This is a genomic window from Massilia sp. Bi118 (genome assembly GCF_918697865.1).
Classification (GTDB): Bacteria; Pseudomonadota; Gammaproteobacteria; order Burkholderiales; family Burkholderiaceae_D; genus Telluria.
In genome coordinates, this window is sequence record NZ_CAKKMV010000001.1 from 257,474 (window position 1) to 277,316 (window position 19,843).

Sequence of the window (19,843 nt, forward strand, 5' to 3'; positions counted from 1 at the left end):
CAACTCTCGAAATATCAGCAAATTGTCACAAATTGTAGTCCAAACTCGCCAACTGCGTTGCCCGTATCTCGATTTTTAACGGTATTGTCCTGTAGCAGCAACATCCTCTGAACACGACGACAAATGCATGAGATTCAGCCGGCGAACCTGATGTGTAAAGTTCACACGTGGATCACATCAGGATCACGTCGTACTGTTCCTGGTGATAGCCTTTTTCAACTTGCAGCGAGATTTTCTTGCCGATGAAGTCGCCCAGCATCGCCAGGTGCTGCGATTCTTCTTCGAGGAAGAGGTCGACCACTTCCTGGGAGGCCAGGATGCGGAATTCGCGCGGATTGAACTGCTTGGCTTCGCGCAGCAGCTCGCGCAGGATTTCGTAGCAGATGGTGCGCGAGGTTTTGACTTGCCCCTTGCCGGAGCAGGCGGGGCAGGGCTCGCACAGGATGTGGGCCAGCGACTCGCGGGTGCGCTTCCTCGTCATCTCGACCAGGCCCAGCGCCGAGAAACCGCTGACGGACACCTTGGTGCGGTCGCGCGACAGGGTCTTCTTGAGCTCCGCCAGCACGGCGTTGCGGTGCTCGTTGTTCTCCATGTCGATGAAGTCGAGGATGATGATGCCGCCGAGGTTACGCAGGCGCAGCTGGCGCGCGATCGCGTGGGCGGCCTCGAGGTTGGTCTTGAAGATGGTGTCGGCGAAGTTGCGCCCGCCGACGAAGCCGCCGGTGTTGACGTCGATGGTCGTCATCGCCTCGGTCTGGTCGACGATCAGGTAGCCGCCCGACTTCAGGTCGACGCGGCGGCCCAGTGCGCGCAGGATCTCTTCCTCGACGCCGTAGAGGTCGAACAGCGGGCGCTCGCCGGTGTAGTGCTGCAGGCGCGACAGCACGCTGGGCGTGTAGACCTGGGCGAATTCCGCCAGCATCAGGTAGTTCTCGCGCGAGTCGACCAGGATGGCGGCGGTTTCGTCGTGCACGAAGTCGCGCAGCACGCGCTGGGCCAGGTTCAGGTCCTGGTACAGCAGGCTGGTGGCGGGACGGGTGCGGGCGCCCTGCAGGATCGCGTTCCAGGTCTTGCGCAGGTAGTCGATGTCGGCCGCCAGGTCGGCGTCGGAGGCGTCTTCGGCCTGGGTGCGCACGATGTAGCCGCCTTTTTCTTCCGGCGGCAGCAGACCCTGCATGCGTGCGCGCAGCGCCTCGCGCTCGGTTTCCTTCTCGATTTTCTGCGAGATGCCGATGTGCTTGTCCTGCGGCAGGTAGACCAGCATGCGCCCGGCGATCGAGATCTGCGTCGACAGGCGCGCGCCCTTGGTGCCGATCGGGTCCTTGATCACCTGCACGGTCAGCACCTGGCCGTCGAACAGGATTTTCTCGATGGGGGTCGGGGCGGCGTTACCGTTGCCGCCGCCATTGTTGTCGTGCGGACGGGCTTCCCAGATGTCGGCCACGTGCAGGAAGGCGGCGCGTTCCAGGCCGATGTCGATGAAGGCGGACTGCATCCCCGGCAGCACCCGCACGACCTTGCCCGAATAGACGTTGCCGGCCAGCCCGCGGGTGAGCGTCCGCTCGATGTGCAGCTCCTGCACGGCTCCCTGTACCACCAGCGCCACGCGCGTTTCCTGTGGGGTGATATTGATCAGGATGTCTTCAGTCATGAGGCTAGGGCCGTGCGTTTATTGTTCAGGATGACATCATACACGGCCACCCTTAAACAATCACAAGAACTCGACGCCGGCCTTCTTCAGCAGCTGCGCGGTCTCGAACACCGGCAAGCCCATGATGCCCGAGTGGCTGCCCTCGATATGCTCGATGAACAGCGCCGCCAGGCCCTGGATGCCGTAGGCGCCGGCCTTGTCGTAGGGTTCCGCGGTCGCGCAATAGGCCTTGATGGCGGCGGGACTCAGTTTTGTAAAACGCACGTTCGACACCTGCGTGACCTGCTCGGCCAGGTCGACGTGGTGCAGCGCCACCGAGGTCAGCACCTGGTGGGTACGGCCCGACAGGCGCTCCAGCATTGCCGCCGCCTCGTCGGCATTGGCCGGCTTGCCGAGGATCTGGCCGTCGATGGTGACGGTGGTGTCGGCCGACAGCACCGGACGCAGCGGCATGCGGCGCAGCGCCAGGATCTTCCACGCGAACGCGCCCTTTTCATGCGCCACCCGGGCCACATAATCGAGCGGCGATTCGCCCGGCCGCTCGGCCTCGCTGACGTCGGGACCGCGCGCGGCATCGGTACGCAGGCTGAGCAGTTCGAAGTCGACGCCGACCTGGCGCAGCAGTTCGCGCCTGCGAGGGCTCTTCGAGGCAAGGTAGATTTTTTTATCGAGGAGTTTCATTTCAAATAGGAGCCGTTAAACATGCGCAGGGCTAGGCGCGGCGACGCAGGCAGTGCGTTTAGCACGACAAGGAGCTGCAACAACGCCATGCGCATGTTTAACGGCTCCTAGACGCGGTGGTAGGGGTGGTTTTGGGTGATCGACCAGGCACGATATAACTGTTCCGCAAGCATCACACGCACGATTCCGTGGGGAAGCGTCATGCTGGAAATGCGGATCAGTCCATCGGCACGGGCTTTCAGTTCGGGATCGAGGCCGTCGGCGCCGCCGATCAGGAAGGCGACGTCGCGCCCATCCTGCTGCCAGGCTTCCAGCTGCTGCGACAGGCCGACGCTGGTGAGGTCCTTGCCGCGCTCGTCGAGGGCGACGATGCGCACCCCCTTCGGCAGCACGGCTTCGATGCGCTCGCGTTCGAGCGCCATCGCGGTGGCCGCGGTCTTGCTGCCGGACCGCTCGACCGGCTTGATCTCCTTGAGCACGATGCGCAGCTCGGGCGGCATGCGCTTCGTGTACTCGGCGAAACCGGTCTCGATCCAGGCCGGCATCTTGTGGCCGACCGCGGCAATGATCAACTGCATTGAAGCGGTTTACTCTTCAGTCTTCTTGATGCGGCGGATGACCTTCTTGGCCGGTGCTGCATCCGCGGCCGGAGCGGCCTTGGTTGCGCGCTTCGGTGCGGCGGCCTTGGCGGCTTTCGCGGCAGCAGCCGAGGCGGCGGCGGTCTTCGATACGGCCACTTTCACTTTGGCGCCGGTCGGGATCTTGGCGGCCGGCTTCTTCGCAGCGGTACCTGCGCCAGCGGCGGCAGTCTTCGAAGCAGCCGTGGCGCGCTTGGCGGCCGGCTTTTTCTCGACGACCGGCTTGGCTTCCGGCTGTTCCTGGTTGGCGGCCAGGTGCTTGCCCTTGCCTTTCGGCGCAGCGGCGGCTTCCAGGCCTTCCACGGTCGACTTGCGCTTGGCGGCGCCCAGCTTGACCGGCTTCTCGCCCCAGATTTCTTCGAGGCGGTAGTACTGGCGGATCGCCGGCTGCATGATGTGCACGATCATGTCGCCGAGGTCGACCAGCACCCATTCGCCGGTGTCTTCGCCTTCGAGGCCGACGACATCGCCGCCTGCTGCCTTGACCTTGTCGCGCACCGAGGCGGCCAGCGCCTTGGTCTGGCGATTCGAGGTGCCCGAGACGACCGCGATGCGGTCGAACAGGCTGGTCAGGTTGGTCGTGTCGAACAGGGCGATGTCCTGGCCCTTGACGTCTTCGAGAGCGTCGACGACGAGCGATTGCAGTTTCTTGATGTCCATTAGTTCTTGTATAAGTTGTGTTGTTGAATATAGTCTAGCACTTGCGGCGCAAGGAGCGCGCTTAGCTTTGCCCGCTCAGTTGCATCCGCCGCAGCGCCCGCGTGCAGGGCCGCGCGCAGCTCGGTGGCCGAGATATCGACCGCCAGCGTATGCGCCAGGCAGACACGTCCCGCCTTGCTTTCTCGCACCTCTTCCGGGCTGGCCAGGCGCGGCGCCAGTTCGCGCGCCACTGCGGGCGGCAGGAACGCGGCGTCCAGTTCGTAGCCGGGGCGGGCGGCGACGCCGAAATTCGCCAGCGCGAACAAGTCCTGCCAGTCGACCCAGCTGTCCAGTTTTTGAAGCTGGTCGGCGCCCATCAGGAACACGATGGAGGCGTCCGGCCCGAGTTCGGCGCGCAGCTCGCGCAGGGTTTCGACCGTGTAGGTCGGCGTGTCGCGTTCGATTTCGCGGGTGTCGATGACCGGTTCGATCGCGGCATCCTCGAAAGCCAGCTTCAGCATCGCGACGCGGTCGGCGTCACCGGCTTCCAGGCCCGCCTTCTTTTGCCACGGTTGCCCGGCCGGCATGATGCGGAGTTCACTTGGGCGCAGCAGGTGAACGAACAGATCGGCCAGCGCGACGTGGCCGTGATGCACCGGGTCGAAACTGCCTCCCAGCAGGGCGACGCAATGTGTCACGTCGCCAGCCAGTCCCGATGCGGGAGGAAGTCGCTATACAGCCTGGCCTCGGGGCTGCCCGGTTCTGGATGCCAGTCGTAGCGCCACTTCACGATCGGCGGCATCGACATCAGGATCGCCTCGGTGCGCCCGCCCGACTGCAGGCCGAACAGGGTGCCGCGGTCCCACACCAGGTTGAACTCGACATAGCGTCCGCGGCGATAGGCCTGGAAGTCGCGTTCGCGCTCGCCGTAAGACTGGTCCTTGCGCGCAATCAGGATCGGCAGGTAGGCATCGAGGAAACCGTTGCCGACCTTCTGCAGCATTGCGTACGACTGCTCGAAACCGAGTTCGTTGAAATCGTCGAAGAAAATGCCGCCGACGCCGCGCGCTTCCTTGCGGTGCTTCAGGTAGAAATAATCGTCGCACCAGCGCTTGAAGCGCGGATGCAGATCGTCGCCGAAAGGCTGCAAGGCATCATGGCAGACCTGGTGGAAATGGCGCGCATCTTCCTCGACGCCGTAATAGGGCGTCAGATCCATGCCGCCGCCGAACCACCAGACCGGCTCCTTGCCTTCCGCGGTCGCCTCGAAAAAGCGCACGTTCATGTGCACGGTCGGGGCATAAGGATTACGCGGATGCAGCACCAGCGACACGCCCATCGCTTCCCAGGCCCGGCCCGCCAGTTCCGGCCGCGCGGCCATCGCGGACGGCGGCAGGCTTTTCCCTTGCACGTGCGAGAAATTGCAGCCGCCGCGCTCGAACACATTGCCTTCTTCGATCAGGCGCGAAATCCCGCCGCCACCCTCGGCACGCTCCCAGGCGTCGCGCAAAAACGGCTTGCCATCGACTTCCTCCAGCGCCTGCACGATGCGCGCCTGCAGGTCGAGCAGCCAGGCCTTGACGGCGGCAGGGTTCGGGGTGGACATGTGGGAATGGGTGTGGGCTGAAAAATGAACGGGGGATTGTACACTACTGGCCATTGCGCCGTCATCACCAGCCCCGTCGTTCCGGGCATTGCCCGAAACGACTCCCCGCGAGCTTACCCCTCGTCATTCCCGCGAAGGCGGGAATCCAAGTTCGGCGAGCGCCTGCTGCGCACCATTGATAGCTATCAGCGACTAAATGATCGGAGATGAGACGATGCCGCGATGGACAAATCCAGCTACGTCTACATTCTGGCAAGCGAGCCTTACGGCGTTCTCTATATAGGCGTGACCTCGAATCTGGTGAAGCGCGTGTGGGAACATCGCGAGGGTGTCGTCGACGGCTTTTCCAAGCAATACGGCGTCAAGCAACTCGTCTGGTTCGAAGTCCATTCCGAGATCCTGGAAGCCATTAAGCGCGAAAAGCAGATCAAACGGTGGAACCGGGATTGGAAGGTGAATCTCATTCAGGAGAAAAATCCTGATTGGCGTGACCTCTATAATGAGATTGCCGCCTAGCATACATGTAAACTTGGATTCCCGCCTTCGCGGGAACGACGGTCTTTAGGCTGCGAGTCGTCGGAAAGTAAAATGGGGCGTCACCTTTCGGCAAACGCCCCGCTTTCAAACGCGCAGTAAAGCTTACTGCTTCACCCCACGCCACCCAATATCGCGCCGGTACTGCGCGCCATTGAAGTGGATTTTCTCGACGGTCTCGTAAGCCTGCTTCTGCGCCATCTTGACGCTGTCACCCAGGCCCACCACGCACAGCACGCGGCCACCCGAGGTTTGCAGGGTGCCGCCGACGATGCGGGTGCCGGCGTGGAAGGTGACGCATTCCGGGGTCTCGGCGGGGATGCCGTCGATGATGTCGCCCTTGACCGGGTCGTCCGGATAGCCGCCGGCGGCCATCACCACGCCCACCGCGGTGCGGCGGTCCCATTCGAGTTCGACGGTGTCGAGCGTGCCGTTGCAGGCGTGTTCCAGCACGGTCACGAAGTCGCTCTTCAGGCGCGCCATGATGGGCTGGGTTTCCGGGTCGCCCATGCGGCAGTTGAATTCCAGGGTCTTCGGCGTGCCGTTGGCGTCGATCATCAGGCCGGCGTACAGGAAGCCGGTGTAGGGGATGCCGTCCCTGGCCATGCCCTGGATGGTCGGGTTGATGATCTCGCGCATCACGCGCGCGTGCATCGATGGCGTCACGATCGGCGCCGGCGAGTAGGCGCCCATGCCGCCCGTGTTCGGGCCCTGGTCGGCGTCCTTCAGGCGCTTGTGGTCCTGCGAGGTGGCCAGGGCCAGGACGTTCTTGCCGTCGCACATGACGATGAAGCTGGCTTCTTCGCCGGCCAGGAATTCCTCGATCACGATGCGCGCGCCGGCGTCGCCGAAGCGGTTATCCGACAGCATGTGGTCGACCGCCTGGTGCGCTTCGTCCAGCGTCATCGCGACGACCACGCCCTTGCCGGCCGCCAGGCCGTCGGCCTTGATCACGATCGGGGCGCCGTTGGCGTCGATGTAGGCGTGGGCCTCGGCAGCGCCGGAGAAGGTCTGGTACTTCGCGGTCGGGATGCCGTGGCGTTCCATGAAGGCCTTGGCGAAGTCCTTCGAGCTTTCCAGCTGCGCCGCCTCGCGGGTCGGGCCGAAGACCTTCAGACCGCGCGCGCGGAAGATGTTGACGATGCCGGCCGCCAGCGGCGCTTCCGGCCCAACCAGGGTCAGGGCGATGTGCTCGGCCACCACGAAGTCGGCCAGCGCGGCCGGGTCCGTGATGTCGATATTGATCAGGCGCGCATCGCGTGCCGTCCCGCCGTTGCCGGGTGCGACATAGACCATCTGGACGCGGTCGGATTGGGCCAGTTTCCAGGCCAGGGCGTGTTCACGGCCACCAGAGCCGACTACCAGGATTTTCATGCTCAGTTTCGTCCCATTTACTCTTCGATGACGGCGTTCGTATAGATTTCCTGGACGTCGTCGAGGTTTTCCAGGACGTCGAGCAGCTTCTGCATCTTCTGCGCATCTTCGCCGGTGAAGACGGTTTCGACGTCCGGCTTCATGATCACCTCGGCGGAATCGGCCTTGAAGCCGGCCTTTTCCAGCGCGTCCTTGACGCCGCTGAAGGCGTTCGGGTCGCACAGCACTTCGAAGCCGCCTTCGTCGTCGGCGATGACGTCGTCGGCGCCGGCTTCCAGCGCGGCTTCCATCAGCTTGTCCTCTTCGACGCCGGGCGCGAACAGGAACTGGCCGACATGCTTGAACATGAAGGAGACCGAACCTTCGGTGCCCATGTTGCCGCCGTATTTGCTGAAGGCGTGGCGGACTTCGGCCACGGTGCGCACGCGGTTGTCGGTCATGCAGTCAACGATGATGGCCGCGCCGCCGATGCCGTAGCCTTCGTAGCGGATCTCTTCGTAGTTCACGCCTTCCAGGCCGCCCGAGCCGCGCTGGATCGCGCGGGTGACGTTATCCTTCGGCATATTCGCGTCGGCGGCCTTGTCGACGGCCAGGCGCAGGCGCGGGTTGGTCGCTACGTCGCCGCCGCCCATGCGGGCTGCAACCGTGATTTCCTTGATGAGTCGGGTCCAGATCTTGCCGCGCTTGGCGTCGGTGGCGGCCTTTTTATGCTTGATATTGGCCCATTTGCTGTGTCCAGCCATGTCGAGTGTCCTTACTTGGTCGGTATACTAAATCCTCGACATTTTAGCATAGCCCCCTTGCCCAAAAACTGTCAGGGAAACAACAGCGCAGTGCCCCAGGCGACCAGTCCGAGCCCGGTTGCGCAGGCCAGCAGGTGGCCGCCGGGCAGCAGCTTTTCGGCCAGGATCAGGGCGATCAGGCCGCAGATCACGGGCAGGTTCAGCACCCCGGCCGGCAGCACCAGCGCCAGCAGCAGCCAGCAGCAGCCCATGCAGTAGCGGGCATCGGTGACGCCCATCCGGAACCCGCCCCAGGCCCCGCGCCGCCAGTGGGTCAGGACGAAGGCCAGCGGCGTGCGGCAGTTGTCCAGGCAGACGTGCTTGGCCGGCGTCCACTGGTAGACACCGGCCGCCACCAGCGCCAGCGCGCCGGCGGTGGGGTGGGCGATCGCCATGCTCTCGTCCAGCGCGCCGGCGTCGTGCAGGATCCAGCCGGCCAGTGTGGCCACCAGCGCGCAGCAGCACCAGACGAACAGGTAGCCGAGCACGAACATCAGGGTGCCCGGATAGATCCAGCGTTCGCGCCACAGGCGCTTGACGCGCGCATACAGCAGCACCGAGGGCGCGGCCGCCGGCAGCATCATGGCCGCAATCACGACCACCCACAGCGCGAAAAGCAGCACCAGGTCGCCCGCGTGATAGGGCGCAGCGATCTTCTTGCCGGCCGTGGCGAGGCCGATCGGCGCCATGCGGCCGACGCGGTAGAGCAGGTAAGCCCAGCACAGGGCCGCGAGCAGTCCCAGCAGGGTGAGCACGACGGTGCGTTCGGAACCGCTGCGCCCGATGCGGCCGGCGCGGCTCATGTGACCGCGCTCCTGCATGCGATCCGGGGGTGGTTCATGAAATCCTCTGCTTCAAGTAGGTCAGCGGCGGTTGGACCACTGCGTCCCTTCGGCGTTCGCTGCCGTCCTCAGCCGGGATTCCGGATTCGCACTACAATCGTCCGATGAGCAAAATCGCAATCGACACATCCGTTGCGCCGGTCCCACGTTCTGCCCTGGTCGCCGGCCTCGCCATTGCCATCGCTGGCGCCGTTCTGTTTTCCACGAAGGCCGTAGTCGCCAAACTGCTGTACCGCTACCACATCGATGCAGTGACTTTGATCGCGTTCAGAATGCTGTTCTCGCTTCCGGTGTTTGCGGGCGTGGCGATCTGGAAGATGCGCACCCAGCCGCCCTTGTCGGTGCGCGACCGCTGGCGCCTGGTGGGCCTGGGCCTGGTCGGCTACTACCTGTCCAGCTATCTCGATTTCCTCGGGCTGCAGTACATCTCGGTGGGACTGGAGCGCCTGATCCTGTTCCTGACCCCGACCTTCGTGCTCCTGATTACCGCGGTGTTCCTGAAGCGCCGCATCGGCGCCGCCCAATGGCTGGCGCTGGGCCTGTCCTACTGCGGCATCGTGCTGGTGTTCGTGCACGACCTGGGCGCGGGCGCCGGCAGCATCGTGACCGGCTCCCTGCTCGTGCTGGGCTCGGCGGTGGCCTACGCGGCCTACCTGCTCGGCACCGGCGAGATGGTCCGGCGCATCGGCTCGCTGCGCCTGGTCGCCTACGCGATGTGCGTCTCGAGCGTGGCCTGCATCGCCCAGTTCTTCATCCTGCGCCCGGCCAGCCTGCTGGTGCAGCCGCTGCAGGTCTACGGCCTCTCGCTCGTGAACGGGATATTCTGTACCATCTTCCCGGTCTTCATGACCATGATCGCGGTGCAGCGCATCGGCGCCCCGGTCGCCTCGCAGGCCGGCATGATCGGCCCGGTGTCCACGCTGTTCCTGGGCTGGGCCATCCTGGGGGAGCCGATCACGGCCGTGCAGCTGGCCGGGACCGGGCTGGTGCTGGCGGGGATCTATCTGCTGTCGCTGAAAAAAAACTAAAGGGAACCACATGAAACCACGCATTGCGCTGATTGCCCACGACAAGAAAAAAGACGACATGATCGCGCTCGCCTTCGAATACCGCGACTTCCTGGCCGGCTGCACGCTCACCGCCACCGGCACCACCGGCGGCCGCCTGATCAACGAGCTCGGCCTCGAGGTCACGCGCATGCATTCGGGCCCGCTGGGCGGCGACCTGCAGATCGGCGCCCACCTCGTCAACGGCGAGATCGACTGCGTGATCTTCCTGCGCGACCCGATGACGCCGCAGCCGCACGAACCCGACATCAACGCCCTGGTGCGCGCCTGCGACGTGCACAACATCCCCTGCGCGACCAATGTCTCGAGCGCGCGCCTGGTGCTGACCCGATTGAGCGAAATGTCCTGACAAGGAGAATCGAAGATGGCAAAAGCAATCCGTTATGCGCGCACCGGCGGTCCCGAGGTGCTGGAGTACGTCGACGTCGAAGTCGGCGAGCCCGGTCCTGGCGAAGCGCGCGTGCGCAACCATGCGATCGGCCTGAACTTCATCGACGTCTATTTCCGCAACGGCCTGTATCCGGCGCCGCTGCCGGACGGCCTGGGACATGAAGCGGCCGGCGTCGTGGAGGCGGTGGGCGAGGGCGTACAGCACGTGAAGCCGGGCGACCGCGTGGCCTATGCGGCGCGCCCGAACGGCGCCTACAGCGAGCTGCGCGTCATGCCTGCCGATATCCTCGTCAAGCTGCCCGACGCCATCGATTTCGAGACCGGGGCCGCGATGATGCTGCAGGGCCTGACGGTGCAATACCTGTTCCGCCAGACCTATGCGCTGAAGGCCGGCGACACCATCCTGTTCCACGCGGCGGCCGGCGGCGTCGGCCTGATCGCCTGCCAGTGGGCGCGTGCGATGGGCGTGAACCTGATCGGTACGGTGGGGTCAAACGAAAAAGCGGCGCTGGCAAAAAGCCACGGCGCCGCCCACGTCATCAACTACAACACCGAGGATGTGGTGCAGCGCGTGCTCGAGATCACTGAGGGAGCGAAGGTGCCTGTGGTCTACGACTCGGTGGGCAAGGACACGTTCATCCGCTCACTCGACTGCCTGCAGCCGCGGGGGCTGATGGTCAGCTTCGGCAACTCGTCCGGCGCGGTGCCGGCGTTCGCGCTGAGCGAGCTGGTGTCGCGCGGGTCGCTGTACATCACGCGCCCTACGCTGGCAACCTATGCGGCGAAGCGCGAAGACCTGGAAGCGATGGCGGCCGACCTGTTCCAGATGGTCTCCAGCGGCCAGGTCAAGATCGAGATCCACCAGCGCTTCCCGCTGGCGGATGCGGCGCAAGCCCACATCGCGCTGGAGTCGCGGCGCACCACCGGTAAAACCATCCTGCTGCCATGAGCGCCATGAGAGAGTTCAGCGACGATAACGATCCGGCCGGCGATCCGGCGCCCATCCAGCAAGGCGACAGCCCCCGTTTCGGGCGCCTGCTGGTGGTGCTGGCCCTGGCCATCCTGCTGATCGTGGCGATTACCATGCTGTCGGAAGCCTACCTGGCCTAGCCTGTTCCGGTACGGCATGGCGCACCGGACTGTCGGAAAATTTTACAGTTCTCCTCGCATTGAAATTGTTCGTAGATGCAAATAATTGAATTGATTCAATTATTTCTTTCTGGCATGTATTGTGCTTCAGTCTGTGCGTCCGACAAGAAGGGGAGAAAAACATGACATTGACGAAAAAACTGCTCGCTGCCGCGATCCTGGTCGGCTCCGCCGCATCTGCCTTCGCCACCCCGACCTATGTCGGGTCCTGGGACCTCTTCAGCGGCGCCGAATTTGATACCAAGCCGCCGACCTATACCGCCCAGGAAGCCGCGGCGGTCCTGTTCGGCGGCCTTGCCAGCGATTACGTGATTTCGACCCTGGGCATGGATGCCGCCCTGATCAACCGGATGGGGTGGTACGACCAGTACGGTATCGGTCCGTCGCAATTCGCGCAGGACTACCGTCAGGATAGCGGCGTGCTGGGCCAGTATGACGTGCGCGGCGACACCTCGGCGATGGTCATGGATATCGCCCTCGGTTGGGGAGCGGTCAACTACGCCTTCCGCGTCGAGCACAGCGCCGACGTGCCCGAGCCGCTCAGCCTGGGCCTGATGGGCCTGGGCCTGGCCGGACTGGCCGCCGCACGCCGCCGCAAGGCCGGCTGAGGCTTTTCGCAGCAAACAAAAAGCCGGGGCGGCATGCCGACCCCGGCTTTGTCATGTGCAGACCCGGCTCAACCCTTGCGCGGCTCCTGCTTCAACTCGATCACCCGCGCGCCGCCGTTCGGGCCCGGAAAACCTTCGAAGGCGCTCTGCACCAGCGCCGGCATCACCGCCGGGGTCGACATGGTCTTGCTCACGTTGCGCACCGTGACGTCGAACAGGCGCTTGTTGTCGGCCACCGAGGTGATCGCGATCTGCACCTGGCGGTGGTAGCGGTGTTCTTCCTCGACGCTGTAGCGCGGCACCGGGCCCCAGAACGGATCGTAGAAGGGGTTGTACCAGCCGCCGCCCCAGTAGCGCCGGCGGAAGCCGCCGTAGCCGAAGCGCGCCGAATACGGATAGAAAGGCGCATACGACGGATAGACCACCTGGGTCGGCACGTCGACCGTGACGAAGCGCACCGCGACCTTCATGGCCGGGGCTTGCGGCGCCTCATGGAAACCGAGGCGCGCCAGCTGGCCGCGCACCAGGTTCTCGTAGTTTTGCAGCTCGAGCGTGTTGTCCTGCGGGGCCGGGGCCTCGAAGGCATAGCTCTTGTCGGCGATCTGCGCCGGCCATTGGTGGAAGGTGGTGACGTCGCTGCGGATCGTGGTCGCGCAGCCGGCCAGCAGCAGGCTCAGCGATGCCGCCGCGGCGATCATAATGCGTTTCATGATGTGCTCCATCTCGCTATCGTTTCTTCAATCGGAATTCTTCACGGGTACAGCTTACCCTTGCTGTTCAATTTACGGAAATACATTTACGAGCGGTTAAGACAGTTACAGTGCGATACATGAAAGCGGTTGCGAAACTTGGAGTCGAAGCGTGCCGCCGCTATTGGTAAAATAAGCATTCATTCCACCATCGTTCGCGGACCCCAACCATGCGCACCGATACGCCCCAGACTATCTACCGTAAGGACTACACGGCTCCCACCTACCTGGTCGACACCGTGGAACTCGGCTTCGACCTCGATCCCGCCCGTACCATTGTCGCCAACCGCATGACCATGCGCCGCAATCCGGACAGCATCCGGCGCGACATCGAGTTGTATGGCGAGGATATCGAGCTGGTGGCGATCCGCCTGAACGGCAGGGCCCTGGACGAGAGCGGCTATGCGATCGAGGGCAGCGTGCTGCGCATCCCTGACGCGCCGGATACCGTGACCCTGGAAATCGAGACCATCTGCGTTCCTGAGAGCAATACGACCCTCAGCGGCCTCTACGTCTCGAACGGCAATTTCTACACCCAGTGCGAGGCCGAAGGCTTCCGCCGCATCACCTTCTTCCCGGACCGCCCGGACGTGATGGCCAAGTACATGGTGATGCTGCGTGCGGACAAGGAAAAATTCCCGGTCCTGCTCTCGAACGGCAACCTGGTCGAGGAGGGCACGCTGCCCGACGGCCGCCACTACGCCAAGTGGGAAGATCCGTTCAAGAAGCCGTCCTACCTGTTCGCCCTGGTGGCCGCGCGCCTGGTCTGCCAGGAGGAAAACTTCAAGCTCCAGGATGGCCGCACGGCCCTGCTGCAGGTGTGGGTGGAAGAGGGCAACCTCGACAAGACCGATTACGCGATGCAGTCGCTCAAGCGCAGCATCCGCTGGGACGAAGAGCGCTGGGACCTCGAGCTCGACCTCGACCGCTTCATGATCGTCGCCGTCGGCGACTTCAACATGGGCGCGATGGAGAACAAGGGCCTGAACATCTTCAACACCAAGTTCGTGCTGGCCAATCCGCGCGTCGCCACCGACATCGACTTCCAGGGCATCGAAGCGGTGGTCGGTCACGAATACTTCCACAACTGGACCGGCAACCGCGTGACCTGCCGCGACTGGTTCCAGCTGTCGCTGAAGGAAGGCCTGACCGTGTTCCGCGACCAGGAATTCTCGGCCGACATGATCGGCACCGATACCGGCCGCGCCGTGACCCGCATCGACCAGGTGCGCACCCTGCGCCAGGCCCAGTTCCCGGAAGACGCCGGCCCGATGGCCCACCCGGTGCGCCCCGACTCCTTCGTCGAAATTAATAATTTCTACACCGTCACCGTGTACGAGAAGGGCGCCGAGGTCGTCCGCATGTACCAGACCCTGCTGGGCCGCGAAGGCTTCCGCAAGGGCATGGACCTCTACTTCGACCGCCACGACGGCCAGGCCGTCACCTGCGACGACTTCCGCACGGCCATGGCCGACGCCAACGGCCGCGACCTCACGCAGTTCGAGCGCTGGTACAGCCAGGCCGGCACGCCCATCGTGCAGGCCGAGACCCGCTACGACGAAGCCGCCCGTACCTATGAACTGCGCCTGGTCCAGACCTGCCCGGCGACCCCGGGCCAGGCCGAGAAGCTGCCCTTCCACATCCCGGTGGCCGTCGGCCTGCTGGGCAAGGATGGGCGCGACCTGCCGCTGACCATCGATGGCCGGCAGAAGGGCACCACCGCCGTGCTGGAGCTGCTTGACGCGGACCAGACCTTCGTCTTCACCGACGTGCCGGAGCAGCCGACGCCTTCGATCCTGCGCGACTTCTCGGCTCCGGTGGTCCTGCGGCACGGCTACAGCGACGCCGAACTGGTCCACCTGTTCAGCCACGACAGCGACCCGGTCAACCGCTGGGAAGCCGGCCAGCGCCTGGCCATGGGCCGCCTGCTGAAACTGACCGGCATGGCCGGCGCCAACGGCGGCGCGGACGGCCTGGACCTGGATGACGTCTTTGTCGAAGCGATGCGCAAGATGCTGGCCGACGAAAGCCTCGACCCGGCCTTCCGCGAACAGGCCCTGCTGCTGCCGACCGAAAGCATGATCGCCGACCAGCTTGACGTGGTGAATCCGCTCGCCATCCACACCGCGCGCCAGTTCGTGCGCGCCGACATCGGCGCCCGTCTGCGCGAAGAGCTGCTCGACCAGTACCAGGCCAACCAGACGCCGGGCGAGTACAGCCCGGACGCCGCCTCGATCGGCAAACGCGCGCTGAAGAACCTGGCCCTGTCCTACCTGTGCGCGGCGCCGGATGCGGAATCGCTGGCCCTGGCCGAGCGCCAGTTCGACGAGGCGAGCAACATGACCGACCGCGTGGCTGCCCTGAGCGCGCTGGTGCACGCCCGCGCTCCGGTGGCCGCGGAGGCTCTGCAGCGCTTCTACGACGAGTTCCAGGGCGAGGCGCTGGTGGTCGACAAGTGGTTCATGATGCAGGCGACCTCCTCGACCACCGACGTGGCCGCCGTGCGCGAACTGATGAAGCACCCGGCCTTCACCTTGCGCAACCCGAACCGCGCGCGCAGCCTGGTCGCCGCATTCTGCAGCGGCAATCCGGTGCAGTTCCACGCCCCGGACGGCAGCGGCTACGCCTTCTGGGCCGAGCAGGTGATCGCGCTGGATGCATTGAACCCGCAGGTCGCCAGCCGCCTGTCGCGCGCCATGGACCGCTGGCGCCGTTATTCGCCGGCGCTGCAGGAACACATGAAGAAGGCGCTGCAGCAAGTGGCCGGGCAGGCGAAGCTGTCGAACGACGTGCGCGAAGTCGTCAGCAAAGCCCTCGCCAATTAATTTTTCAACCAAAGGAAGTTCATGAAACGTGTCAGCCTGACCCAATACCTCGTTGAGGAGCAGCGTCTCCACAACAACATCCCGGCATCGCTGCGCCTCCTGATCGAGGTGGTGGCGCGCGCCTGCAAGACCATCAGCCACTCGGTCGGCAAGGGCGCCCTCGGCGATATCCTGGGCAGCGCCAACACCGAGAACATCCAGGGCGAAGTGCAGAAGAAGCTCGACGTGATCTCGAACGAAATCCTGCTCGAAGCAAACGAGTGGGGCGGCCACCTGGCGGCCATGGCCTCGGAAGAGATGGAATCGATCCACCCGATCCCGAACCGCTACCCGATGGGCGAATACATGCTGCTGTTCGATCCGCTGGACGGCTCCTCGAACATCGACGTCAACGTTTCGATCGGCACCATCTTCTCGGTCCTGAAAGCGCCTGAGGGCATGAGCGCGCCGACCGAAGCCGACTTCATGCAGGAAGGCGCCAAGCAGGTCGCGGCCGGCTACGCCGTCTACGGCCCGCAGACCATGCTGGTGCTGACCACCGGCGCCGGCGTCAACTGCTTCACCCTGGACCGCGAGATGGGCTCCTGGGTGCTGACCCAGAAGAACCTGCAGATCCCGGCGGAGACCAAGGAATTCGCGATCAACATGTCGAACCAGCGCCACTGGCATCCGCCGGTCCAGCGCTACGTCTCCGAAATGCTGGCTGGCAAAACCGGCCCGCGCGGCAAGGACTTCAACATGCGCTGGATCGCCTCGATGGTCGCCGACGTGCACCGCATCCTGAACCGCGGCGGCATCTTCATGTACCCGGCCGACCTGCGCGATCCTTCCCAGCCGGGCAAGCTGCGCCTGATGTACGAAGCCAACCCGATGGCCTTCATCGTCGAACAGGCCGGCGGCGCCGCCACCGACGGCCGCCAGCGCATCCTCGACATCCCGCCGACCAAGCTGCACCAGCGCGTGCCGGTGTTCCTGGGCTCGAAGAACGAAGTCGAACTGGTCACGGGCTACCACGCGGAGTGATTTTTGACTCGCAAGCAAAAATGCTGAGCCGGACTAGCAAGTTTGCGTAGTTGTTTGTTAGAATACGACTCCCCGCCGCTGTAGCTCAGTCGGTAGAGCAGCGCATTCGTAATGCGAAGGTCACCAGTTCGATTCCGGTCAGCGGCACCAGGATTCAAGATTCATCAAAAAGGGTTGCATGTTCTTACATGCGACCCTTTTTTGTTTCTATCGGCCCCTTTCCCCCGTCTTCCCACAGCTCTGTTAGTCAGCGCACAGTCCCCGTCACGCGAAAGTTATATTTTTTGTATTGCGACGCCGCGCAACCGGTGTCGAACCGGCATCGCGGCTTAACCCCAGCAAACGCGAAATGGATCATCCCCAGGCGCGGAACTCCTGAAAGTGTTCAGGGTCAATGTGTTGATGGTCGAGTATCGGTCTGTTCCGCGTTGGTCAAAATTTTACGAAGGAAGACATCATGGATAATCAAAAGTCGAGCGAAGCAAAAGGCAGCACTTCGGGCAGCAACGCAGGTAACCAGGGCAGCTCGAGCAACTCGGGCAGCCTGAACAAGAGCACCCAGCTGAACCAGGGCAAGGATCAAACCGCTTCGACCGGCTCCAGCACCGGCGGCGCCACCGCGTCGAGCACCGGCGCCGTGGGCGGCACCAGCAACGCCGGTTCGTCGTCGTCGAACTCGTCGCAGAGCACCGGTTCGATGGGCGCGATGAGCGCCGGCGGCTCGACCGCCAGCGGCACGAATAGTGCAAGCAGCGGTTCGACCGGCTTCTCCAGCGCCAACAAGGGCTCGAGCATGGGTCCGACCGGTTCGAGCGGCAGCAGCCAGAGCGGCATGGGCGCGGGCGCCAGCACCGGTTCGGGCACCGGCGGCGACATGAAGGACATGGCCAACAAGGCCCAGGGCATGGCCGAGCAGAAGGCCCAGGACCTGCACTCGAAGATCGACCAGGCCGCGGACGCCGCCAAGCCGATGGTCGACAAGGCCGTCAACAGCGTGGCGCCGGTCGTCGACCGCCTGGCCTCGACTGCCCACGCCGGCGTGGATCGCCTGCAGGGCATGCTGAGCGGCGCCGGCGACAGCCTGGGCCAGCGCAAGGTGCAGCTGACCGACGCCTACGGCGAGTACATGGACCAGGGCCGCGAGTACGTGCGCCAGAATCCGGGCACTGCCGTGGCGATTGCTGCGGGCGTTGGCTTCCTGCTGGCCAAGATCCTGGGCGGTAGCCGCCGCGATTACTGATCGATTTTTTAGCACCTGCAACAGCGACACACAAAGCCGGCGTCATGCCGGCTTTGTGTTTTCCGGGCCAGTTTTGGCTTGCGACTCATGGTTATTGCCGAAGCATCACAAATTCTCAGTAATTAATTGAAATAAAGCAAAAATTGCCTTAATCTTGGTGCGCTGCGGCAATTGCCAAAGATGCGCCGTCCCATATCCCGCCGGCCGTCCCTTACAACTCCATTCGTCATCTCCCGTGCGCAAGCAGCAGGCGCATGGCCACGCACATCCATTTTTCGGTCGATATGAACTTCCTGAATCTGAACATCGCGAACCGCCTACGTCTCGGTTTTGGCCTGCAGCTCATCTTCATCCTCGTGTTGGCGATCGTCGGCGCCAAGTCGGTGGACAAGCTCCATGACGGCACGGACGAGCTGGCCAAGCGCGCGTCGACGCGTGTGCGCCTGGCCAACGTCGCGCTCGACAACGTACGCGGCAGCATGGGCCGGGTCGGCCAACTGGTTGCCGTGACCGACCCCGCTGCCCGCGACGCCGCCGGTGCGCGCCTGGCCGCGAACATGGCGGCGGCCGACAAGGCGCTGCAGGAGCTCGAGCCGCTGCTGGTGGCGCCGGCGGGCAAGGTCCTGCTGGCGGACTCGGTAACCCTGCGCAGCGATTACCTGGCGCTGGTCGGCCAGGTGCAGGCGCTGGTGAAGGAAGACAAGCTGGACGAGGCGCGCGCCCTCGCGTTCGGCAAGACCTACGACGCCCTGCATGCGCTTGCCGCAAACCTGCGCAAGCAGATGGAATTCCAGAGCGGGCGCTTCGATGAACTGGCGGCGGAAGCCTCGGGCACCTACACGACCGCGCTGCGCGTCATCGCCATCGTGGCCGCAGTGGCCATGTTGCTGGCGATCGCCGCAGCCTTGCTGATCACCCGTTCGGTGGTGCGGCCGCTGAGCCGCGCGGTGGAGGTGGCGCGCACGGTGGCCTCGGGCGACCTGACCAGCCACATCGAGGTGCAGGGCAGCGACGAAGCCGCGCAGATGATGCTGGCCCTGAAGGACATGAACGCCTCGCTGGCCAGGCTGGTTGCCGAAGTACGCACCGGCAGCGAGGAAATCGCCACCGCCGCGAACGAGATCGCGAGCGGCAACCTGGAACTGTCCTCGCGCACGGAGCAGCAGGCCGGCTCGCTCGAAGAGACGGCGTCCTCGATGGAAGAGATGACCTCGACCGTCCGCCAGAACGCCGAGAATGCGCTGCAGGCGAACCAGCTGGCCGCCAGCGCATCCGACGTGGCGCGCCGCGGCGGTGAAGTGGTGGCGCGCGTGGTCGAGACCATGGGCGACATCGACGTCGCCTCGCGCAAGATCGTCGAGATCATCGCCGTCATCGACGGCATCGCCTTCCAGACGAACATCCTGGCCTTGAACGCCGCCGTCGAAGCGGCGCGGGCCGGCGAGCAGGGACGTGGTTTCGCCGTGGTCGCGAGCGAGGTCCGCAACCTGGCGCAGCGCTCGGCCTCGGCGGCCAGGGAGATCAAGCAGCTGATCGACGACTCGGTCGGTAAGGTGAGCCAGGGTACGCAGCTGGTCGGCCAGGCCGGCGCCACGATGGGCGAGGTGGTGAACAGCGTACAGCGTGTCACCGACATCATGGCCGAGATCAGCAGCGCCAGCCGCGAGCAGGAAGGCGGCATCACCCAGATCAATCACGCCATCACCGAGATGGATGCGGTCACCCAGCAGAACGCGGCCCTGGTCGAAGAAGCGGCCGGTGCGGCGGGCAGCCTGCAGGAGCAGGCGGAGCGGCTGGCGCAGATGGTGGCGGTGTTCAGGGTGGAGATGGCGGCTGCGCCGCGCAAGGTAGTGGCGAAGGCGGCGCCAGGGCAGCGTTTGCCCGCGGTGGTGGCGAAGCCGGCGGCTGCGAAGAAGGGTGCGGCGGTTGAGGAGTGGGAGACTTTCTAATACCGCTACCCTAAAAACCGTCATTCCCGCGCAGGCGGGAATCCAAGTTCTGCATGCGTTTCGATAGCTCGTCCAACTTGGATTCCCGCCTACGCG

The 19,843-nt window shown here is 64.4% G+C and carries 20 protein-coding genes and 1 tRNA gene; 11 read left to right on the top strand and 10 right to left on the bottom strand.

What is annotated here, in order from left to right; translation table 11 throughout:
- Nucleotides 1-172: 172 nt before the first annotated feature.
- The 6 genes from rng to hemF form a co-directional block, all read right to left on the bottom strand.
- Entirely contained in the window at nt 173-1,651 is a 1,479-nt protein-coding gene (rng, locus tag LQV39_RS01145; protein ID WP_230019785.1) for a ribonuclease G, read from the bottom strand.
- A 60-nt stretch (nt 1,652-1,711) separates the two neighbouring features.
- Complete coding sequence (locus LQV39_RS01150; RefSeq protein ID WP_230019786.1) at nt 1,712-2,332, bottom strand: nucleoside triphosphate pyrophosphatase; 621 nt, start codon at nt 2,330-2,332, stop codon at nt 1,712-1,714.
- A gap of 107 nt (nt 2,333-2,439) precedes the next feature.
- A complete protein-coding gene (rlmH, locus tag LQV39_RS01155; RefSeq protein ID WP_230019787.1) occupies nt 2,440-2,910 on the bottom strand; it encodes a 23S rRNA (pseudouridine(1915)-N(3))-methyltransferase RlmH in 471 nt (156 codons plus the stop codon).
- A gap of 9 nt (nt 2,911-2,919) precedes the next feature.
- Nucleotides 2,920-3,630, bottom strand: a complete 711-nt coding sequence (gene rsfS, locus LQV39_RS01160) for a ribosome silencing factor (RefSeq protein ID WP_230019788.1) — start codon at nt 3,628-3,630, stop codon at nt 2,920-2,922.
- Nucleotides 3,630-4,307 (bottom strand): nicotinate-nucleotide adenylyltransferase, encoded by a 678-nt coding sequence (locus LQV39_RS01165; protein WP_230019789.1) that lies wholly within the window; start codon nt 4,305-4,307, stop codon nt 3,630-3,632. Before LQV39_RS01165 ends, rsfS begins: the two co-directional genes overlap by 1 nt.
- Nucleotides 4,304-5,215: an oxygen-dependent coproporphyrinogen oxidase gene (gene hemF / locus LQV39_RS01170; RefSeq protein ID WP_230019790.1), complete on the bottom strand. Its 912-nt coding sequence runs from the start codon at nt 5,213-5,215 to the stop codon at nt 4,304-4,306. The genes LQV39_RS01165 and hemF overlap by 4 nt, the downstream gene beginning before the upstream one ends.
- Before the next feature lie 222 nt (nt 5,216-5,437).
- On the opposite strand from hemF, the gene LQV39_RS01175 reads away from it, so the two are divergent.
- The gene (locus tag LQV39_RS01175; RefSeq protein ID WP_230019791.1) at nt 5,438-5,731 is read left to right on the top strand and encodes a GIY-YIG nuclease family protein; all 294 of its coding nucleotides are present in this window, start codon (nt 5,438-5,440) and stop codon (nt 5,729-5,731) included.
- A 123-nt stretch (nt 5,732-5,854) separates the two neighbouring features.
- Here the strand turns inward: LQV39_RS01175 and purD are convergent, their stop codons facing one another.
- The 3 genes from purD to LQV39_RS01190 form a co-directional block, all read right to left on the bottom strand.
- Nucleotides 5,855-7,123, bottom strand: a complete 1,269-nt coding sequence (gene purD / locus LQV39_RS01180; RefSeq protein ID WP_230019792.1) for a phosphoribosylamine--glycine ligase — start codon at nt 7,121-7,123, stop codon at nt 5,855-5,857.
- A 17-nt stretch (nt 7,124-7,140) separates the two neighbouring features.
- On the bottom strand, nt 7,141-7,866 hold the full coding sequence (locus tag LQV39_RS01185) for a YebC/PmpR family DNA-binding transcriptional regulator (protein ID WP_230019793.1): 726 nt from the start codon (nt 7,864-7,866) through the stop codon (nt 7,141-7,143).
- Nucleotides 7,867-7,937: 71 nt separating this feature from the next.
- Nucleotides 7,938-8,708: a DUF2182 domain-containing protein gene (locus tag LQV39_RS01190; protein ID WP_230019794.1), complete on the bottom strand. Its 771-nt coding sequence runs from the start codon at nt 8,706-8,708 to the stop codon at nt 7,938-7,940.
- Between the two features lie 143 nt (nt 8,709-8,851).
- On the opposite strand from LQV39_RS01190, the gene LQV39_RS01195 reads away from it, so the two are divergent.
- The 5 genes from LQV39_RS01195 (at nt 8,852) to LQV39_RS01215 (ending at nt 11,961) form a co-directional block, all read left to right on the top strand.
- Nucleotides 8,852-9,775, top strand: coding sequence for a DMT family transporter (locus LQV39_RS01195; protein WP_230019795.1), 924 nt, complete (start codon nt 8,852-8,854; stop codon nt 9,773-9,775).
- Nucleotides 9,776-9,785: 10 nt separating this feature from the next.
- Nucleotides 9,786-10,163 (top strand): methylglyoxal synthase, encoded by a 378-nt coding sequence (locus LQV39_RS01200; RefSeq protein WP_230019796.1) that lies wholly within the window; start codon nt 9,786-9,788, stop codon nt 10,161-10,163.
- A 15-nt stretch (nt 10,164-10,178) separates the two neighbouring features.
- Complete coding sequence (locus LQV39_RS01205; RefSeq protein ID WP_230019797.1) at nt 10,179-11,153, top strand: quinone oxidoreductase; 975 nt, start codon at nt 10,179-10,181, stop codon at nt 11,151-11,153.
- 5 nt (nt 11,154-11,158) lie between these two features.
- On the top strand, nt 11,159-11,314 hold the full coding sequence (locus LQV39_RS01210) for a hypothetical protein (RefSeq protein ID WP_230019798.1): 156 nt from the start codon (nt 11,159-11,161) through the stop codon (nt 11,312-11,314).
- 161 nt (nt 11,315-11,475) lie between these two features.
- The gene (locus LQV39_RS01215; RefSeq protein ID WP_230019799.1) at nt 11,476-11,961 is read left to right on the top strand and encodes a PEP-CTERM sorting domain-containing protein; all 486 of its coding nucleotides are present in this window, start codon (nt 11,476-11,478) and stop codon (nt 11,959-11,961) included.
- Between the two features lie 68 nt (nt 11,962-12,029).
- Here LQV39_RS01215 and LQV39_RS01220 read toward each other — a convergent pair whose 3' ends face one another.
- Nucleotides 12,030-12,671 (bottom strand): DUF4136 domain-containing protein, encoded by a 642-nt coding sequence (locus LQV39_RS01220; RefSeq protein ID WP_230019800.1) that lies wholly within the window; start codon nt 12,669-12,671, stop codon nt 12,030-12,032.
- Nucleotides 12,672-12,880: 209 nt separating this feature from the next.
- On the opposite strand from LQV39_RS01220, the gene pepN reads away from it, so the two are divergent.
- The 5 genes from pepN (at nt 12,881) to LQV39_RS26335 (ending at nt 19,747) form a co-directional block, all read left to right on the top strand.
- Nucleotides 12,881-15,535, top strand: a complete 2,655-nt coding sequence (pepN, locus tag LQV39_RS01225; protein WP_230019801.1) for an aminopeptidase N — start codon at nt 12,881-12,883, stop codon at nt 15,533-15,535.
- 21 nt (nt 15,536-15,556) lie between these two features.
- Nucleotides 15,557-16,558 carry a class 1 fructose-bisphosphatase gene (locus LQV39_RS01230; protein ID WP_230019802.1) on the top strand — a complete coding sequence of 334 codons (1,002 nt, stop codon included), beginning with the start codon at nt 15,557-15,559 and terminating at the stop codon, nt 16,556-16,558.
- Nucleotides 16,559-16,632: 74 nt separating this feature from the next.
- Nucleotides 16,633-16,708, top strand: a tRNA-Thr gene (locus tag LQV39_RS01235).
- A 307-nt stretch (nt 16,709-17,015) separates the two neighbouring features.
- A complete protein-coding gene (locus LQV39_RS01240; protein ID WP_230019803.1) occupies nt 17,016-17,798 on the top strand; it encodes a YqjD family protein in 783 nt (260 codons plus the stop codon).
- Nucleotides 17,799-18,052: 254 nt separating this feature from the next.
- Complete coding sequence (locus LQV39_RS26335) at nt 18,053-19,747, top strand: methyl-accepting chemotaxis protein (protein ID WP_290368537.1); 1,695 nt, start codon at nt 18,053-18,055, stop codon at nt 19,745-19,747.
- Nucleotides 19,748-19,843 lie beyond the last annotated feature (96 nt).

Bases quoted from the DNA above. Each gene is read 5' to 3' on its own strand.
- rsfS (WP_230019788.1), bottom strand. From the start codon at position 3,630: ATGGACATCAAGAAACTGCAATCGCTCGTCGTCGACGCTCTCGAAGAC.
- LQV39_RS01190 (WP_230019794.1), bottom strand. From the start codon at position 8,708: ATGAGCCGCGCCGGCCGCATCGGGCGCAGCGGTTCCGAACGCACCGTC.
- LQV39_RS26335 (WP_290368537.1), top strand. From the start codon at position 18,053: ATGGCCACGCACATCCATTTTTCGGTCGATATGAACTTCCTGAATCTG.
- LQV39_RS01195 (WP_230019795.1), top strand. From the start codon at position 8,852: ATGAGCAAAATCGCAATCGACACATCCGTTGCGCCGGTCCCACGTTCT.
- LQV39_RS01185 (WP_230019793.1), bottom strand. From the start codon at position 7,866: ATGGCTGGACACAGCAAATGGGCCAATATCAAGCATAAAAAGGCCGCC.
- LQV39_RS01215 (WP_230019799.1), top strand. From the start codon at position 11,476: ATGACATTGACGAAAAAACTGCTCGCTGCCGCGATCCTGGTCGGCTCC.
- rng (WP_230019785.1), bottom strand. From the start codon at position 1,651: ATGACTGAAGACATCCTGATCAATATCACCCCACAGGAAACGCGCGTG.
- LQV39_RS01150 (WP_230019786.1), bottom strand. From the start codon at position 2,332: ATGAAACTCCTCGATAAAAAAATCTACCTTGCCTCGAAGAGCCCTCGC.
- LQV39_RS01205 (WP_230019797.1), top strand. From the start codon at position 10,179: ATGGCAAAAGCAATCCGTTATGCGCGCACCGGCGGTCCCGAGGTGCTG.
- LQV39_RS01240 (WP_230019803.1), top strand. From the start codon at position 17,016: ATGGATAATCAAAAGTCGAGCGAAGCAAAAGGCAGCACTTCGGGCAGC.
- LQV39_RS01175 (WP_230019791.1), top strand. From the start codon at position 5,438: ATGGACAAATCCAGCTACGTCTACATTCTGGCAAGCGAGCCTTACGGC.
- LQV39_RS01200 (WP_230019796.1), top strand. From the start codon at position 9,786: ATGAAACCACGCATTGCGCTGATTGCCCACGACAAGAAAAAAGACGAC.
- LQV39_RS01220 (WP_230019800.1), bottom strand. From the start codon at position 12,671: ATGAAACGCATTATGATCGCCGCGGCGGCATCGCTGAGCCTGCTGCTG.
- hemF (WP_230019790.1), bottom strand. From the start codon at position 5,215: ATGTCCACCCCGAACCCTGCCGCCGTCAAGGCCTGGCTGCTCGACCTG.
- pepN (WP_230019801.1), top strand. From the start codon at position 12,881: ATGCGCACCGATACGCCCCAGACTATCTACCGTAAGGACTACACGGCT.
- LQV39_RS01230 (WP_230019802.1), top strand. From the start codon at position 15,557: ATGAAACGTGTCAGCCTGACCCAATACCTCGTTGAGGAGCAGCGTCTC.
- purD (WP_230019792.1), bottom strand. From the start codon at position 7,123: ATGAAAATCCTGGTAGTCGGCTCTGGTGGCCGTGAACACGCCCTGGCC.
- LQV39_RS01210 (WP_230019798.1), top strand. From the start codon at position 11,159: ATGAGAGAGTTCAGCGACGATAACGATCCGGCCGGCGATCCGGCGCCC.
- rlmH (WP_230019787.1), bottom strand. From the start codon at position 2,910: ATGCAGTTGATCATTGCCGCGGTCGGCCACAAGATGCCGGCCTGGATC.